General features: G+C 35.8%; 12 protein-coding genes, 1 tRNA gene and 1 other RNA gene. 11 read left to right on the plus strand and 3 right to left on the minus strand.

The genetic code is table 11. From position 1 onward, the window contains the following. Nucleotides 1–82: 82 nt before the first annotated feature. The 3 genes from AB1J10_RS01845 to gltC all read right to left on the minus strand — a co-directional run bounded on the left by AB1J10_RS01845 (nucleotide 83) and on the right by gltC (nucleotide 2,949). Nucleotides 83–871, minus strand: a complete 789-nt coding sequence (locus tag AB1J10_RS01845) for a YibE/F family protein (RefSeq protein WP_046206996.1) — start codon at nucleotides 869–871, stop codon at nucleotides 83–85. After that, nucleotides 868–1,980 carry a YibE/F family protein gene (locus AB1J10_RS01850; protein WP_046206995.1) on the minus strand — a complete coding sequence of 371 codons (1,113 nt, stop codon included), beginning with the start codon at nucleotides 1,978–1,980 and terminating at the stop codon, nucleotides 868–870. Before AB1J10_RS01850 ends, AB1J10_RS01845 begins: the two co-directional genes overlap by 4 nt. Before the next feature lie 81 nt (nucleotides 1,981–2,061). After that, nucleotides 2,062–2,949 (minus strand): glutamate biosynthesis transcriptional regulator GltC, encoded by an 888-nt coding sequence (gene gltC, locus AB1J10_RS01855; protein WP_070038313.1) that lies wholly within the window; start codon nucleotides 2,947–2,949, stop codon nucleotides 2,062–2,064. Between the two features lie 141 nt (nucleotides 2,950–3,090). On the opposite strand from gltC, the gene gltB reads away from it, so the two are divergent. The 11 genes from gltB (at nucleotide 3,091) to recR (ending at nucleotide 17,290) form a co-directional block, all read left to right on the plus strand. Continuing rightward, nucleotides 3,091–7,590, plus strand: coding sequence for a glutamate synthase large subunit (gltB, locus tag AB1J10_RS01860; protein WP_070038311.1), 4,500 nt, complete (start codon nucleotides 3,091–3,093; stop codon nucleotides 7,588–7,590). An 18-nt stretch (nucleotides 7,591–7,608) separates the two neighbouring features. Continuing rightward, nucleotides 7,609–9,072, plus strand: a complete 1,464-nt coding sequence (locus tag AB1J10_RS01865; protein WP_070038308.1) for a glutamate synthase subunit beta — start codon at nucleotides 7,609–7,611, stop codon at nucleotides 9,070–9,072. A 60-nt stretch (nucleotides 9,073–9,132) separates the two neighbouring features. Beyond that, nucleotides 9,133–9,225 (plus strand) — tRNA-Ser (locus tag AB1J10_RS01870). A gap of 328 nt (nucleotides 9,226–9,553) precedes the next feature. Continuing rightward, nucleotides 9,554–10,981 carry a PTS system trehalose-specific EIIBC component gene (gene treP, locus AB1J10_RS01875; protein ID WP_064209969.1) on the plus strand — a complete coding sequence of 476 codons (1,428 nt, stop codon included), beginning with the start codon at nucleotides 9,554–9,556 and terminating at the stop codon, nucleotides 10,979–10,981. A gap of 88 nt (nucleotides 10,982–11,069) precedes the next feature. Beyond that, nucleotides 11,070–12,704, plus strand: a complete 1,635-nt coding sequence (gene treC / locus AB1J10_RS01880) for an alpha,alpha-phosphotrehalase (RefSeq protein WP_070038305.1) — start codon at nucleotides 11,070–11,072, stop codon at nucleotides 12,702–12,704. Between the two features lie 30 nt (nucleotides 12,705–12,734). Next, entirely contained in the window at nucleotides 12,735–13,460 is a 726-nt protein-coding gene (treR, locus tag AB1J10_RS01885) for a trehalose operon repressor (protein WP_070038301.1), read from the plus strand. 71 nt (nucleotides 13,461–13,531) lie between these two features. Then, an RNA gene (gene ffs / locus AB1J10_RS01890) (signal recognition particle sRNA large type) lies at nucleotides 13,532–13,801 on the plus strand. A 181-nt stretch (nucleotides 13,802–13,982) separates the two neighbouring features. Next, complete coding sequence (locus AB1J10_RS01895) at nucleotides 13,983–14,513, plus strand: GNAT family N-acetyltransferase (protein ID WP_046206988.1); 531 nt, start codon at nucleotides 13,983–13,985, stop codon at nucleotides 14,511–14,513. A gap of 59 nt (nucleotides 14,514–14,572) precedes the next feature. Further along, nucleotides 14,573–16,282, plus strand: a complete 1,710-nt coding sequence (gene dnaX, locus AB1J10_RS01900; RefSeq protein ID WP_046206987.1) for a DNA polymerase III subunit gamma/tau — start codon at nucleotides 14,573–14,575, stop codon at nucleotides 16,280–16,282. An 89-nt stretch (nucleotides 16,283–16,371) separates the two neighbouring features. Continuing rightward, the gene (locus tag AB1J10_RS01905) at nucleotides 16,372–16,689 is read left to right on the plus strand and encodes a YbaB/EbfC family nucleoid-associated protein (RefSeq protein WP_026034724.1); all 318 of its coding nucleotides are present in this window, start codon (nucleotides 16,372–16,374) and stop codon (nucleotides 16,687–16,689) included. Between the two features lie 4 nt (nucleotides 16,690–16,693). After that, a complete protein-coding gene (gene recR / locus AB1J10_RS01910; protein ID WP_046206986.1) occupies nucleotides 16,694–17,290 on the plus strand; it encodes a recombination mediator RecR in 597 nt (198 codons plus the stop codon). The last annotated feature ends 489 nt before the right edge of the window (nucleotides 17,291–17,779 follow it).

The raw sequence follows: 17,779 nt of genomic DNA on the forward strand, positions 1-17,779 counted from the left end.
TAGTATGTATGCATCATATAATTATACAAATTTAAGAAGGAAGTGGGAGGCATTTAATGATGTCCCACTTCCTTTTCACTTTTTAATGTGACGATTGATGTGTGTGTTCTGGATGACGCTTTTTTTGATATTTAATTAAAAGTGCAGTTATCCAAGCAGTAATAGGGATGCTGATTGCAACAGCGATACCACCTAGAAGAATGGATATAAATTCTTGTGCGAAGATTTTAGAATTGATGATATGTCCAAAAGAATAGTTCAATCTAAAAAACCAAAAGAATAACGTTAATTGCCCACCAAAATAGGCTAGATAAATTGTGTTTGCAGATGTAGCTAAAATTTCACGTCCTACCCGCATACCAGATTGAAACAATGCTTTGCTTGATAAAGTTGGGTTGGTTTCGTATAGCTCATACATGGGTGAACTGATTGTTATTGCTAAATCAATCACCGCAGCTATGACGGCAAGCACTACTGTGAACACCATGAATTTCACCATATCAATGCCAATATTCATAGAAAAAATATACGTTTCATCTTGTTGCTCGGTCGTAAATCCTTGTAAATGTCCGATAGATACTGATAAATAAATGCCGACTATCAAGCATAAAGTAGTAATAATCGTCGCGCAAAATGCTGCTTTGGTTTTTGTATTGTAACTATTTAAAACGAATAAATTACATGCTGCGATAACGATACAGAATATCAGTGTTACAAGATAAATAGGTGCACCGAGCATAATGATAATAACAGTGATTAATAATATGACAAAATTTAAAAAGAGTGTTAAATAAGAGATGATTCCTTTTTTTCCTCCAAAGATTGCCATTAATAAGAAAAGTATAAAACCTAAGATTGTTATGACGCTCACTGATTAGCACCTCGCATTTTAAACCATAATTGCATTAATAAAATAGTGATTGGAATAGTTAAAACAATGCCAATACCACCAGTAATTGCCCGGGAAATTTCTAATGACCAATTCATGGAAATTGTATAAGTAACTGTATTGGCATTTTTAAGATATATAAGAAACATTGGAAGACTACCAGATAAATATGAAAATAATAAGATATTTGTCATTGTCCCCATAATATCTTGGCCAATATTACGTCCTGCGAGCGCCCAACGAGTCATGTTGATGTTAGGCGTTCTGCGTAATATTTCAGCCATGCCACTTGCTATTGTGATAGCAACATCCATGACAGCACCGAGTGTGCCAATCATAACAGAAGCGAGGAAAACGTCCTTAGGAGGCAAAGTTAAGAAACTCATAGTTTCAAACTTTAAGCCAGCACCGCCTGTTAATTCAATAACTAATTGGGTAGCACCAACACAAATAAAAGTCCCTAATAAAGTGCTTGCTATCGTAATTGACGTTCGCCATCGCCAACCAGTAACTAAGAGTAAAGTGAATATCGTGCTGAAAATGACACCGATACTCATAAGTGCAAATAAGTTTAAATTCGGGAATTTACTGTGTAAGTAGATAGCCAAGAGCACAACAATAGTATTGAAAACTAAAGACAGTATCGATTGTAAACCGATTTTTCGACCTACCAGTAAAACGGTTAATAAAAATATTCCAGTTATCATAACGACGAGGCTATCTCGTTTCTTTTCTATGATATAAGTATCACCTAGATGCTTGCCAATGTGTAACAAAACTTTGTTGTGTTTGGAGAATGCTTCACTATCAGCTTGTGATGCGATGTAATGGTGTGGTATCTTCGTCGTTTGCCCCTTGAACTTCCCGTTTAAAATTTTAAGTGTTAGGGTTTGGTTATATTTAGTATCTTTATTGTGATTATCATCCGTAATGTGTGATGTGGATTTATTTTCGATTTTTGTGATTTGACCGATTGGTGTATCGTAAAATCTGTCATTGAAAAATGTGAAAATAAATACAGCTAAAAATAAGATCATGAATATCAAGACGACCCAATCAAAAGGCCGTTTAAATAACGTTTTAAAAGGCATTGTTTTGTTTCAGTCCTCTCTATATAGACAATGCGATTATACGCTCACAACGATTTAAATTCAAAAGTTTTATGCATACGATTAATGATAAGTTGTGCTTCTACTTAATAATTTATCAATGAGTTCTAATAAAAATTGTAAATCGTGTTTTCGATTGTCTAGTCGAACAACTTGGCAAATAGTTCTTTTCAATGCAGTATGTTCTAATGATATTTTTTCCCATTTTTGTAGATTTTTTGTTAGCAAATGATAAGAAGCTGTGACGATGTAACCACGCGATTTGCTTAGGATATATTCTGCTAGTTGAGGATGTGTGATCGTTTGTATAGGTGTTTTGGTTGTTTTTACTAATGCTTGTCTGATTTTCGTTGGTAATGGATATAATTCGTAAATAGATTTATTCGAAAATTGTACTAAAGGTGGATTTGTAGCCATAGTGATGGGGTCATCTTTAGGTACATAGACATGAAATGTTTCTTCAAATAAAGGACTTACTTTTAAAGAACGGTGTTGTTTGAGTTCATCTGACATAGTAGTAAAAGCAATATCAATTTTATCTGTGAGCAAAGCTCCAAATATATCGTCCTCTTCCATTAAAATAGGCTGAATGATAGATGTACTTTCGTTTTCAAAGGATTGCATTAATAAGGTTAATACCTGCGTTATATAGCTTTCAACGTAACCAATACGTATAATATAATGCTCTGTTTCAGATTGGTTATGAAATAAACGTACTGTGTTATCAAGTTGTTCGATAATCTTGGTTGCTTCAGAAAATAATTGTTGTCCTTCTTCGGTAATGTGTATGTTACGTCCTTCTCTGTTAAACAACGTCACTTGTAACTCTTTTTCTAATAATGTAATTTGCCTGCTTATGGCAGATTGAGCAATGTTAAGTTCTAATGCAGCATCTGATAAATGTTCTCTTTTTGCAACTTCTATAAAATATTTCAATTGTTTAATTTCCATATAACCATCCCCAACATATTAATATTATTCGAATTATTAGAATAATATCATCTATTTTATATATTGAATAGATTAATGTATTACTATATAGTTTACTATACTTATTTAATATTCAGAATTTTCGAAAAAGAGGTGAGGGTTATGATCGAATATGGTAAGCAATTGGGGTTATATGATAGTCGTGAAGAGCACGATGCATGTGGTATTGGATTCTATGCCAATATGAATAATGAAAGGTCACACGATATCGTTGAAAAGTCATTGGAAATGCTACGTAGGTTAGATCATCGTGGAGGAATTGGTGCAGATGGTATAACTGGTGATGGTGCCGGTATCATGACAGAGATTCCTTTTGGGTATTTTTCTGAACAAACAGATTTTGAATTACCGGAAGAAGGTCATTATGCAGTAGGCATGTTTTTTTCAAATGAGAAGATAAAAAATTCAAAGCATGAAGCAACGTTTAATCGTTACTTTGAAAGCGAAGGATTGAATGTTATTGGTTATAGAGACGTACCAGTTGATATCAATGCCATTGCCGAACATGTAGCTCAAACAATGCCATATATACAACAGGTATTCATCGCCTTAAATAATCAAACGCATATAGAAAAAGCATTGTTTTTAGCACGTAAGCAAATTGAATTATATGCTAAAAAACAACAAATAGATTTATATTTTACAAGTTTGTCTCATAAAACAATCGTCTATAAAGGGTGGTTGCGTTCTGATCAAATTAAGAAACTCTTTCAAGATTTAAATGATGAGCATTATATATCAAAACTTGGACTTGTACATTCCCGTTTTAGTACAAATACCTTTCCGAGTTGGAAACGTGCACACCCCAACCGATTATTAATGCATAATGGGGAGATTAATACCATTAAAGGTAACGTAAATTGGATGCGCGCAAGACAAAATGATCTCATTGAAAGTATTTTTGGTGAAAACAAACATAAAGTAGAGGAAATCATTGATGAAGACGGTAGTGACTCTGCTATTGTAGACAACGCATTAGAATTTTTATCTTTAGCAATGGAACCAGAAAGAGCAGCGATGTTAATGATACCGGAGCCTTGGCTTTATAATACGGCGAATGACAATAATGTCCGTGCTTTTTATGAATATTATAGTTACCTAATGGAACCGTGGGATGGCCCGACAATGATTTCTTTTTGTAATGGGGAGAAAATTGGTGCGCTAACAGATAGAAATGGCTTGCGTCCAGGACGTTATACAATCACTAAAGATAATTACATTGTTTTTTCGTCAGAAGTGGGTGTTGTAGATGTACCGGAAGAACAAGTTGCTTTTAAAGGCCAACTCAATCCAGGTAAATTATTATTAGTTGATTTTCAACAACAAAAAGTAGTTGATAATAATGAATTAAAAGCACGTATCGCTGATGAATTACCATATGAGAATTGGCTAAATCAATTTAAAATAGACTTAGATTTAAATCATGTAAAAGTGACACCATCGGATTGGGATGAAACAACTTTAACAAGGTTACAAAAGCAATTTGTTTATACGAAAGAAGAAATCGACAAATATATGACAGAATTAATTGAAAGTAAGAAAGATCCAATTGGTGCTATGGGGTATGATGTTCCAATTGCTGTTTTAAATGAAAAAGATGAATCGTTATTTAATTATTTTAAACAACTTTTTGCACAAGTTACCAATCCGCCAATTGATGCATATAGAGAAAAAATAGTGACAAGTGAATTGTCTTATCTAGGTTCAGAAGGTAATTTACTAAATCCTAATGAAGATGTGTTGAACAGAATTCAATTGAAAAAACCGGTGCTAACTGAGGCGCAATTAAAAACGATTGACGACAGTAGGTTTAAAGTTAAGCATTTATCAACATTGTATCAAGAAAATTTAGAATCGGCGTTAGACCATTTAGGGGAACAAGCAATTCAATCAGTAAAAGATGGCTATGAAATCATTGTCTTAGATGACCGTGTATTAGTAGAAGAGCAAGGTTATGCAATGCCAATATTGCTTGCGGTCAGTCATGTGCATCAGTTATTAATCAGAAAAGGTTTACGCATGCGCACAAGCATCATCGCACTTTCTGGTGAAACGAGAGAGGTGCATCATGTAGCGTGTTTATTAGGGTATGGGGCGAATGCAGTCGTACCATATCTAGCGCAACGTACAATAGAAAATTTAGTAGATAAAGGACGCTTAAACGGAGAGGTTACTGAAAATGTCCAAACATATACAGATACTTTGTCAGAAGGTGTCATAAAAGTAATGGCTAAAATGGGCATTTCTACCGTTCAAAGTTACCAAGGAGCACAAATTTTTGAAGCGGTAGGTTTGTCGCAAGATGTGGTTGACCAGTATTTTACAGGTACACAAACCAAGTTATCTGGTATCGATATAAACTTGATAGATAAAGAAAATAAAGCAAGACAATCATCTGAGAGCGAGTACTTGGAATCTGGCAGTACGTTTCAATGGCGTAAACAAGGTCAACATCACGCATTTAACCCGACGACAATTCACTTACTACAACATGCGTGTCGTTTGAATGATTATAAACAGTTCAAAACATTTTCAAATGAAGTCAATCATCAACGTACAGATCATATTCGTCATTTAATGGAATTTAAAAAACAAGACCCGATTGATATCAATGAAGTAGAAGCAACGACTGAAATCGTTAAACGTTTTAATACAGGTGCGATGAGTTATGGCTCTATTTCTGAAGAAGCACATCAAACACTTGCTGAAGCAATGAATCAAATGGGTGGTAAAAGTAATAGTGGTGAAGGCGGAGAAAACCCAGAACGATTTGTGGTGGATGATGAGGGTCGAAATCGATCTAGTGCAATCAAACAAGTTGCTTCCGGAAGATTTGGAGTGACGAGTCACTACTTACAACATGCCAAAGAAATACAAATCAAGGTAGCTCAGGGAGCTAAACCAGGGGAAGGCGGGCAGTTGCCTGGTTCTAAAGTTTATCCGTGGATTGCTGAAGTCAGAGGGTCTACGCCGGGTATTGGCTTGATTTCCCCGCCGCCTCATCATGATATTTATTCAATTGAAGACTTAGCACAATTAATTCATGATTTGAAAAATGCTAATAAAAACGCAAATATCACAGTGAAGCTCGTATCTAAAACTGGTGTCGGAACAATTGCAGCAGGTGTAGCTAAAGCTTATGCAGATAAAATTGTGATTAGTGGATATGATGGTGGGACGGGTGCTTCTCCTAAAACAAGTATCCAACACGCAGGTGTCCCTTGGGAAATTGGCTTAGCAGAGACACATCAAACTCTGATGATGAATAATTTAAGGTCGAGAGTGATTGTAGAAACAGACGGCAAATTACTTACAGGTAAAGACGTGGCATATGCGTGTGCGTTGGGAGCTGAAGAATTTGGTTTTGCAACAGCACCTTTAGTCGTACTTGGCTGTGTCATGATGCGTGTATGTCATAAAGATACATGTCCAGTAGGTATTGCTACTCAAAACCAAGATTTACGCGCGTTATTTAATGGTAGAGCAGATCACGTGGTTAATTTTATGCATTTTGTTGCTGAGGAATTAAGGGAGATATTAGCCGAACTTGGATTACGCACGGTAGATGAATTGGTGGGTCGCACAGACTTATTAAAACGAAAAGATAATTTATCTCAACAAAGACCTAAAGCTGCTTCTATGAATGTAGAAGCATTATTATATCAGCACGACGGTGAAAGATATAAAAATATAGTGCAAAATCATCATCTTGATGAAGGTTTCGATTTAACGCAACTATTACCTGATGCTCAATCAGCAATTGAGCAACATAAGTCATTTACTGGCAATTATGTTGTAAAAAATGAACAACGAGACGTGGGTGTTATTACTGGCAGTATGATTACTGATATCCACGGTGCCGACGGTTTGCCTGAGGATCGTATTTATGTCAATACGGTAGGGCATGCTGGTCAAAGTTTAGGTGCCTATATACCTCAAGGATTAACAATACATCACACGGGTGATGCTAACGATTATGTAGGTAAAGGACTTTCTGGCGGTAAAGTGATTGTTAAGGCACCGACGCAACAACGAGAATCAGAAATTATAATTGGCAATGTTTGTTTCTATGGTGCATCATATGGCAAAGCCTTTATTAATGGTAAAGCTGGTGAACGATTCTGTATTAGAAATAGTGGTGTACAAGTAGTTGTTGAAGGTATTGGTGATCATGGTCTTGAATATATGACAGGTGGACGTGTCATTGTGCTTGGAGATGTCGGGAAGAACTTTGGTCAAGGTATGAGTGGGGGCGTCGCTTATATCTTCCCATCTGATGTTGAAAAATTTAAAGAAGCGCATCAATTAGACAGTTTAGACTTCGACGAAATCACTGTTGAAGCAGAAAAAAATGTTGTAAAAGAAATGTTAGAAGACCATTTACTTTATACAAATAGTACTAAAGCTAAAAATATATTAGAGCATTTTGAATCTGTAGTTGATCAAGTAGTAAAAGTCATACCAAAAGATTATAAATTAATGATGCAAAAAATTGAATTGCAAAAGCGCGAATCTAACCAGCAAGATGAAGCGTTATTGAATGCTTTTAATGACAAGAGAACACATTTAGAACCAGCACAACAATTAACGGCTGTGTATTAAATTGAAGGGGGACTGAGTATGGGGGAATTTAAAGGATTTATGAGTTATGACAAACAACCCTTGCCTGAATTGTCTTTAGTAGAACGTTTGAAAGGACACGCACCCTTTCAGCAGAGGTTTACCAAAGAAGAAGCATCAGAACAAGGTGCGAGATGCATGGATTGTGGCACACCATTTTGTCAGACAGGTGAGCCACATGGTAGAGAAACAATTGGTTGTCCTATTGGGAATTACATTCCTGAATGGAATGACTTAGTGTACCAAAAAGACTTCAAGACAGCATATGAACGGTTGAACGAGACAAATAACTTCCCAGAATTTACTGGACGCGTATGTCCGGCACCATGTGAACAATCGTGCGTAATGAAGATAAATAGAGCATCTGTTGCGATAAAAGGGATTGAACGTACCGTTATAGATGAAGCTTTTGAAAATGGTTGGGTCGAACCTAAGATACCAAGTGAGCGCAAAGCAGCATCAGTAGCGATAGTAGGAAGCGGTCCGGCTGGCTTAACAGCTGCAGATGAATTGAATAAATTAGGTTATTGGGTAACTGTATATGAACGTGCGCGTGAAGCAGGCGGGTTGTTAATGTACGGGATCCCCAATATGAAACTAGATAAAGCGGTCGTGCGACGTAGAATTAAATTAATGGAACAATCTGGTATCACCTTTATCACTGATACGGAAATAGGGGTAGACATCAGCAAAGAAAGTTTAGAGGAACAATTTGATGCCATTATTATTTGTACAGGCTCACAAAATGCTCGCGATTTACCATTAGAAGGCCGAATGGGCATGGGTATTCACTTTGCTATGGATTACTTAACAGAACAAGGCGAATATTTAAATGGTGAAATTGAAACGCCGTCCATTTCCGCAGAAGGAAAAAATGTGATTGTCATTGGTGCAGGTGACACAGGTGCAGATTGTGTGGCAACTGCATTGAGAGAAAATTGTAAATCTATCGTTCAATTTAACAAATACACGAAGCAACCAGAAGCCATTGAATTTGATGAAAATACGTATTGGCCGTTGGCAATGCCTGTGTTTAAAATGGATTATGCGCATAACGAATATAAAGCGCGTTTTGGTTTTGAACCACGAGCATATGGTGTGCAAACGATGCGTTACGAAGTGGATCGTATTGGTAATGTAACAGGCGTTTATACACAAATACTTGAAGAAACAGAGGATGGTATGGTGGTTGTCGATGGTACAGAACGTCATTGGCCAGCTGATTTGGTATTGTTATCCATTGGATTTATTGGTACAGAAACTACTGTGCCACATGCTTTTGATATACAAACTGAAAGAAATAAAATTGTCGCAGATAATAAAGATTTTAAAACGAATCAATCAAAAATTTTCGCGGCAGGTGATGCAAGAAGAGGTCAAAGTCTTGTTGTTTGGGCTATTCAAGAAGGAAGAGCAGTCGCTCGTGCAGTGGATGAATTCCTAAATGAAAAAACATTGGTGTAATACTTTAATTATAATTGACTTTTTTAATGGGCTATAATATTATAATTATTGTGTTCATTTGGAGGAATACCCAAGTCCGGCTGAAGGGATCGGTCTTGAAAACCGACAGGGGCTTAACGGCCCGCGGGGGTTCGAATCCCTCTTCCTCCGCCATTATCATTAAATACCAAGACTAATAAATATAGTAGGCAAACGTTTATTTAATATAAAGTGTTTGTCTTTTTTGTTTTTAAAGTCAATGATGAAGAAAAATAGACGAATAGTGAATATCGTCTTACTATTGCTTGTGTCACAGGTTATTAAACATAATGCAATGATTACATCAAATGCAAAACAATATATTTTTTGAAGTAGGTCTATACGGAAATTAAAAATTAATTTCCGTATAGACCTTTTTTGTGAGTTGAGTGAAAGCCTTTGCAAAACTTGTCTATACAAGTTATACTCTGGATAATATTAAAGTTTAAGGGAGGGAATCATCATGGCTGTTAAAAAGAAAGATGTTCAAGATATCGTCAAGGCTATTGGGGGCAAAGAAAACTTGGACACAGCAACACACTGTGTGACGCGTTTGCGACTTGTTTTGAAAGATGATGATAAGGTAGATAAAGAGAGTCTGAGTAACAATGATTTGGTTAAAGGACAATTCAAAGCTGACAATCAATATCAAATTGTAATTGGACCAGGTACTGTTGATGAAGTTTATAAACAATTTATTGAAGAAACTGGGGCAGAAAGTGCCTCTAAAGATGATGCTAAAGCAGCGGCAGCTCAAAAAGGCAATCCTATACAAAGATTGGTTAAGTTATTGGGAGATATCTTTATTCCGATTTTACCAGCTATCGTAACTGCTGGTTTATTATTAGGGATTTATAATGTATTAACGATGGAAGACTTGTTTGGGAAGCAGGCATTGGTGGCACAATATCCACAGCTAGGGGACTTTGCAGATATCATTAATGTTATCGCGAATACTGCCTTCATATTCTTACCGGCTTTAATTGGTTGGAGTAGTATGCGTGTGTTTGGCGGGAGTCAAATACTCGGTTTGGTATTAGGTCTGATTTTAATGAATCCGCAACTCGCTTCACAATATGACATAGGTAAAGGTAACATTCCGGCGTGGCATATCTTTGGTTTAGAAATTAAACAACTGAATTATCAAGGTCAGGTCTTACCAATTTTATTAGCATCTTATGTATTAGCGCAAATTGAAAAATTCTTAAGTAAATATGTGCATGATTCAATCAAGATGTTAGTTGTTGGTCCCGTCGCCTTATTAATCACTGGTTTCTTAGCCTTTATCGTTATAGGACCAATTGCTTTATGGCTAGGAACAGGGATTACAAACGGTGTGACATTTGTGTTTGAACATATAGGCTGGTTAGGTGGCGCAATTTATGGATTCTTCTACGCACCTCTAGTGATTACAGGTTTACACCATATGTTCTTAGCGGTTGATTTCCAACTGATGGGAAGCAGTCTTAAAGGAACATATTTGTGGCCTATCTTAGCGATTTCAAATATTTGTCAAGGTTCGGCTGCATTCGGTGCATGGTTCGTCTATAAAAGACGTAAAATGGCAAAAGAACAAGGCTTGGCAATGACTTCTGGCGTATCAGGTTTCTTAGGTGTTACTGAACCAGCGTTGTTTGGTGTGAACTTACCGTTGAAATATCCTTTTGTTGCAGCGATTTTAACTTCAGGTGTGATAGGTGCTATCATAGGTGCAATCGGTGTCTTAGGTAATGTTGGCGTTGGTGGTGTACCAGCTATCATTTCTATTAAAAAAGATTTTTGGCTCATTTATGGCATAGGTACTGTTCTGGCAATGGTAGTACCAGCAATATTAACTGTAATCTTCTCGAAATTTAGTAAAGAAGAAGCGAAAGAAATAGTAGAAGAATAGTTAATGCAAATAGATAAGTACAACTAAACTCGCTAAGTTTGTTTAGCGAGTTTCTTAATTTAAAATACAAAGATAAGGTGGTAATCAAATGGTAGTCAATGATTGGAGAAAATCGGTAGTTTATCAAATTTATCCCAAATCATTTAATGATACGACAGGTAATGGTGAGGGAGATTTAAACGGCGTAATTGAAAAGTTAGATTATCTACAATATCTGGGTGTGGATTATATTTGGTTAACGCCTATTTATGAATCACCTATGAATGATAATGGTTATGACATTAGTGATTATTATAAAGTGAACGAACAATTTGGCACGATTGAAGACTTAAAAAGGTTGATTGCTGAAGCGCATCGACGCGATTTAAAAATAATGATGGATATCGTCATTAACCATACTTCTACAGAACATGAATGGTTTAAACAAGCATATTCAGATAAAAGTAACCCGTACAGAGACTACTATTTCTTTAAGCGGTCAGCGGATAATCAACCACCAACTAATTGGGAATCGAAGTTTGGTGGTAATGCTTGGAAATACGATGACAAAACGGATGAATATTACCTACATTTATTCGATGTAACACAAGCAGATTTAAATTGGGATAATCCAGAAGTACGTCGGGAACTTTATAAAGTAATTAATTATTGGATTGACTTTGGCGTAGACGGTTTTAGATTCGATGTCATTAACTTAATATCAAAAGGTGAATTTAAAAATTCAGAAAAGGTAGGGAAGGAATTTTACACTGATGGGCCACGTGTGCATGAATATTTACATGAAATGAATCAGCAGACATTTGGTAGTAAAGATATGATGACGGTGGGTGAGATGTCTTCAACAACGATTGAAAATTGTATCCAGTATACGGATCCTGCACGTCAAGAGCTAAGTAGTGTGTTTAATTTCCATCATTTAAAAGTAGACTATATTGATGGCGAAAAATGGACAAACGCTAAATTAGATTTCCATAAATTAAAAGAAATATTAATGGAATGGCAAATAGGCATTTATAATGGTGGCGGATGGAATGCCATTTTTTGGTGCAATCATGATCAACCACGTGTGGTAACGCGGTTCGGTGATGATTCGACTGAAGCCTTACGTCAAAGTAGTGCTAAAATGTTAGCCATCGTCTTGCACATGCTCCAAGGCACGCCGTATATTTATCAAGGTGAAGAAATTGGCATGACAGATCCTCATTTTAATGATATAGACCAGTATAGAGATATAGAATCTTTAAATGCATATCATAAGTTAAAAGGTGAAGGTTATCCAGTAGCAGAGATTCTAACGATTTTAGGACAAAAATCTCGTGATAATTCTCGTACACCTGTACAGTGGACAAATGGTGAAAATGCAGGTTTTACTTCCGGTACACCTTGGATTGATATTCCTGATAATTATAAGGAAATTAACGTTGAAGCAGCTATAGAAGACGACCAATCTATTTTACAAACATATAGAAAATTAATAAAGCTACGTCACGAATATGATATTATAACTTATGGAAATATTGAGCCACTTTACATGGATCACGATGAATTGTTTATTTATAAGCGTCATCATGAAGATGAAACATGGTTGGTGATTGCTAACTTTTCAAAAGCAAAAGTTGAAATACCAAAAGCGTTAAACGTTGATGGGCAAGTCATGTTACAAAATGGGTCGATTGAGAATGGCTTAATAGATGGATTTGGTGCCATAGTAGTTAGACAATAATTTAAAGTAAAAGGCAGTGAGTGAAATCACATGAAACAGAAAAAATTTATTGCGATTTATGAAAATTTACGCACAGATATCATCGAATCAAAGTTACCCTATGGCGCTCAATTGCCCTCAGAAAATGAATTGGTATTCGACTATAATGCTTCTCGCGAAACTGTGCGCAAAGCGCTTAATCTACTTGTTAGAGATGGCATGATTCAGAAAATAAAAGGTAAAGGTTCAGTTGTCATCTATCAAGGCATTACAGAATTCCCATTTGCGAATTTAACCAGTTTCAGGGAAGTTCAACAAGGGTTAGGTTTGAGTCACGAGACTGAAGTTAGATTATTAGAACGCATACCTGCTAGTGAAGCGCCAGAAGTAAAAAGCGCTTTGGGCTTGCGTCAGAGTGAGACATTGTGGCATATTATACGAACGCGAAAGATTGATCATCGTGTGAAAATTATAGATGAAGATTATTTAGTAGAAAAAATCGTTCCTAATATAACGATGCATATTGCTAAAGATTCGTTGTACCATTATATAGAACAAACATTGAAACTAGAAATTAGTTACTCTAATAAATCTATCACTTTTGAATCATTTGGTGATTTAGAATATGAAATATTTGGAGATGTAACGCCGTCGTATACTGCTACGGTCCGAGGAATCGTCCATTTAAAGGATACGACAAAATTTCAATATAATATTTCCAAACATTTAGCTACAGAATTTAAGTTTAACGATTTTTCGAGACGTCATAAAATTTAATGAAATAAGTTATAAAATAATGAATTGTATGACTTGCAATCAGTCATTACCTTATAGTATGATATATCTTGCCGTGCTAGGTGGGGAGGTAGCGGTTCCCTGTACTCGAAATCCGCTTTATGCGAGACTTAATTCCTTCGCTGAGGCTACGTTTTTGTGAAGTCTGCCCAAAGCACGTAGTGTTTGAAGATTTCGGTCCTATGCAATATGAACCCATGAACCATGTCAGGTCCTGACGGAAGCAGCATTAAGTGGATTATCATATGTGCCGTAGGGTTGCCGAGATTTAGCTGTCGACTTTGGTTACGTTTATGATACGTATTCGAAGCGAAGGTGCACGGTTTTAATTTTTAAATAAATACAATTAACCATATATTATGAGTGACTTATCTTTTGATAGCAGTCACTCTTTTTTTATATTAAAATAAGAGCGATACATTAATTTAATTGAACGAACTGCAACGATATCATTCTGATTGTAACTGCTGAAAATTGAATTTAGTGAATTTGGAGGAACGACATATGCAAATTTATTTAAGTACATTAACTGAAAATGACTATGACGCAAGTTTAGAGGAAATAAAAACCGCTTTTGAAAACGTCGTAGAGTCTAACCATGATGAACAAGATTTAGTTTTGAAAATTAGAGCGTCGACAGAATATAATTACGAATTGGAAGTTGTTGCTAAGACAGATGAAGGTGATGTCGTTGGTCATGTGATGCTTTCGGAAATAGAGATTATTAACGATGAAACACGCTTTACCGCCTTAGCGTTAGCCCCTTTATCCGTATTGCCGAAATACAGAGGTAAAGGTATAGGTAAAGCCCTTGTCCAAGCAGTGGAGGAACGTGCAAAAGCGCAAGATTATACGACAATCATTGTACTTGGAGATCCTGGATATTATGGTATGTTAGGTTATGAAGAGGCGAGCCGTTATCAAATTTATAGTCCATTTGATGTGCCATCGAAATATTTTATGGTTAAATTCTTGTGGGAACAACTTGTTGAGCAACCAAATGGTAATGTAGTTTATCCAGAGGCATTTAATTAATATTCAAAATATAAAGCACAGTGATATAATAGTTGTTGAATGTTATTGGAGGTGCAAAGGTGAATTATCAAGCTTTATATAGAATGTTCAGGCCCCAAAGTTTTGAAGATGTAGTTGGCCAAGAACATGTAACTAAAACATTGCGCAACGCAATTTCAAAAGGAAAACAATCACATGCGTATATTTTTAGTGGACCTAGAGGAACAGGTAAAACAAGTATCGCAAAAGTATTCGCGAAAGCTATCAACTGTCTAGAACGTTCTGATGGAGAACCTTGTAATGAATGCGCTATTTGTACAGGTATTACGCGCGGAACGAATTCAGATGTGATTGAAATAGATGCTGCTAGTAATAATGGTGTGGATGAAATTAGAAATATCAGAGATAAAGTTAAATACGCACCAAGTGAATCAAAATTCAAAGTATACATTATAGATGAAGTTCATATGTTAACAACAGGCGCTTTCAATGCGTTATTGAAAACTTTAGAAGAACCACCAGCCCATGCAATCTTTATTTTGGCGACTACTGAACCACATAAAATACCTCCGACAATTATTTCAAGAGCGCAAAGATTTGATTTTAAAGCAATTAGCCATGATGAAATTGTAGAACGTTTGCAATTCGTAGCAGACAATCAAGAGATAGAATATGATCATGGAGCCTTAGATTTTATCGCTAAAGCTTCTGAAGGCGGTATGCGAGACGCGCTAAGCATTATGGACCAAGCAATCGCTTTTGGCGATGAACACCTTACATTACAAGACGCGTTGAATGTAACTGGTAGTGTAGATGCTCAAGCGTTGAATGATTTACTGAAAGAGGTAGTTGAAGGAGATGTAAAAACTGCATTTTCAACTTACCATCAATTTATTGCACAAGGTAAAGAAGTAAATCGCTTGATTAACGATATGATTTATTTTGTAAGAGATACCATTATGAATAAGACATCTAATATGGACTCTGAATATGATGCACTGATGCATTTTGACTTGGATACTTTATATAAAATGATTGACGTGATTAATGATACGCTTGTTTCAATCAGATTTAGTGTCAATCAAAGCGTTCATTTTGAAGTATTATTAGTTAAAATAGCAGAAATGATTAAAGGAGAACCTGAAAATGTGCAAACTGTTGCTACAACGAGTGTAGCCAGTGAGCCTAATAATGAAGTATTGTTACAGCGAATGGAACAATTAGAAAATGAATTAAAAACTTTAAAATCACAGGGCGTCGTAGCTAACAGTGCCAAACCACAAGCTAAAAAAACAGCTAGTAAAGGTCCACAATCGAAAAATGCATTTTCAATGCAACAAATAGCCAAAGTGTTAGACAAAGCTAACAAAGAAGATATTAAGCAACTTAAAGACCACTGGCAAGAAGTTATAGATCACGCTAAGAGTAATGATATGAAGTCATTAGTAAGTCTTCTTCAAAATTCAGAACCAGTGGCAGCAAGTGAAACCCATGTACTGATTAAATTCGAAGAAGAAATACATTGTGAGATTGTAAATAAAGATGATGAAAAAAGAGAGAATATTGAGAACGTAGTATGTAACATTATAGATAAAACAGTGAAAGTAGTCGGTGTCCCAGCAGACCAGTGGATGAGGGTAAGGACAGAATATCTTCAAAATCGTAAACAAGGTACAAGTGCCGAGGAAAACAGAACAGCGACAACAACGTCACCTGAAGATGTTGATGTCGTTCAAAAGGCGAAGGACTTATTTGGAGAAAATACAGTAAATGTCATAGATGAAGAGTGATACATGACAATGAATTAAAAGGCATGTATAATGAGACAAAAGATGAAATACAATCAGTTGAGATTGAAGTTTTTAAGGAGGATAAATATATGCGCGGTGGCGGAAATATGCAACAAATGATGAAACAAATGCAGAAAATGCAAAAGAAAATGAATGAAGAGCAAGAAAAATTAAAAGAAGAAAAAGTACAAGGTACGGCTGGCGGTGGCATGGTGACTGTCACAGTATCAGGTCACAAAGAAGTTCTCGATGTAGAAATTAAAGAAGAAGCAGTTGATCCAGATGACATTGAAATGTTACAAGATTTAGTTATTGCTGCTACTAATGAAGCGATGAATAAAGCTGATGAACTTACTCAAGAACGCTTAGGTAAGCATACACAAGGCTTAAATATTCCTGGAATGTGATTGTATGCACTATCCAGAACCAATATCCAAACTTATCGACAGTTTCATGAAACTGCCAGGCATTGGGCCTAAAACAGCCCAACGTCTGGCGTTTCATGTATTAGATATGAAAGAAGACGATGTCGTTCAATTTGCTAAAGCTTTAGTCGATGTTAAACGAGAACTTACCTATTGTAGTGAATGCGGGCATATTACTGAGCAAGATCCATGTTATATTTGCCAGGATAAACAGAGAGATCGCTCAATTATTTGTGTAGTTGAGGACGATAAAGATGTAATCGCTATGGAAAAAATGCGTGAATATAAAGGCTTGTACCATGTGTTACATGGTTCTATTTCTCCGATGGATGGCATAGGACCGGAAGATATTAATATTCCAAGTCTGATTAATCGTTTGAAAAATGACGAAGTGAAAGAGTTAATCTTAGCGATGAACCCCAATTTGGAAGGTGAGTCAACAGCAATGTATATATCAAGACTGGTCAAACCAATTGGTCTAACAGTAACTCGATTAGCGCAAGGACTTTCTGTCGGCGGAGATTTAGAATACGCGGATGAAGTAACCCTATCAAAAGCGATTATGGGCAGAACAGAGATGTAGTAAATGCTCAATTGTAAATTCAAATGAAACCGAAGCTACCTTTTTTAAGGTAGCTTTAATTTTTCGAAAAGAATTTTAATAAATAGTAAAGTTTGTTTTATAGAGGTTTATCAGCTGTTTTTCGATAACAAACCTCATGACGAAGTAATAAAAACGAACTTTATGTATTTTTCGAGATTTTAAAGTATGTGAATTGAAGAAGTTATGCTTTTGGTTTTACATAAAAGTGTAAATTTTACTGTTGTTCAAAGCGTTTTAAGCGTGTATAGTATTTACTTGTCGGACGAAACAAAACGACACACAAAACAATATTTCAAAACAAGCTTTAAAATTAATTTTAAAAAGTTCTTGACTTTTAAAATCAAAACCTGTAGAATTGATTCTTGTGATTGAAACAAATGAACATTGAAAACTGAATTGCAATATGTCAACGTTAATTCCGATTTCAACATTAAATGTTGAATCAAAACAACGTGTTATTGATAACAC

The organism is Staphylococcus cohnii species complex 1663 (genome assembly GCF_041008415.1).
GTDB lineage: Bacteria > Bacillota > Bacilli > Staphylococcales > Staphylococcaceae > Staphylococcus > Staphylococcus ureilyticus.

Bases quoted from the DNA above. Each gene is read 5' to 3' on its own strand.
- AB1J10_RS01850 (WP_046206995.1), bottom strand. From the start codon at position 1,980: ATGCCTTTTAAAACGTTATTTAAACGGCCTTTTGATTGGGTCGTCTTG.
- gltC (WP_070038313.1), bottom strand. From the start codon at position 2,949: ATGGAAATTAAACAATTGAAATATTTTATAGAAGTTGCAAAAAGAGAA.
- gltB (WP_070038311.1), top strand. From the start codon at position 3,091: ATGATCGAATATGGTAAGCAATTGGGGTTATATGATAGTCGTGAAGAG.
- AB1J10_RS01865 (WP_070038308.1), top strand. From the start codon at position 7,609: ATGGGGGAATTTAAAGGATTTATGAGTTATGACAAACAACCCTTGCCT.
- treP (WP_064209969.1), top strand. From the start codon at position 9,554: ATGGCTGTTAAAAAGAAAGATGTTCAAGATATCGTCAAGGCTATTGGG.
- treC (WP_070038305.1), top strand. From the start codon at position 11,070: ATGGTAGTCAATGATTGGAGAAAATCGGTAGTTTATCAAATTTATCCC.
- treR (WP_070038301.1), top strand. From the start codon at position 12,735: ATGAAACAGAAAAAATTTATTGCGATTTATGAAAATTTACGCACAGAT.
- AB1J10_RS01895 (WP_046206988.1), top strand. From the start codon at position 13,983: ATGCAAATTTATTTAAGTACATTAACTGAAAATGACTATGACGCAAGT.
- AB1J10_RS01905 (WP_026034724.1), top strand. From the start codon at position 16,372: ATGCGCGGTGGCGGAAATATGCAACAAATGATGAAACAAATGCAGAAA.
- recR (WP_046206986.1), top strand. From the start codon at position 16,694: ATGCACTATCCAGAACCAATATCCAAACTTATCGACAGTTTCATGAAA.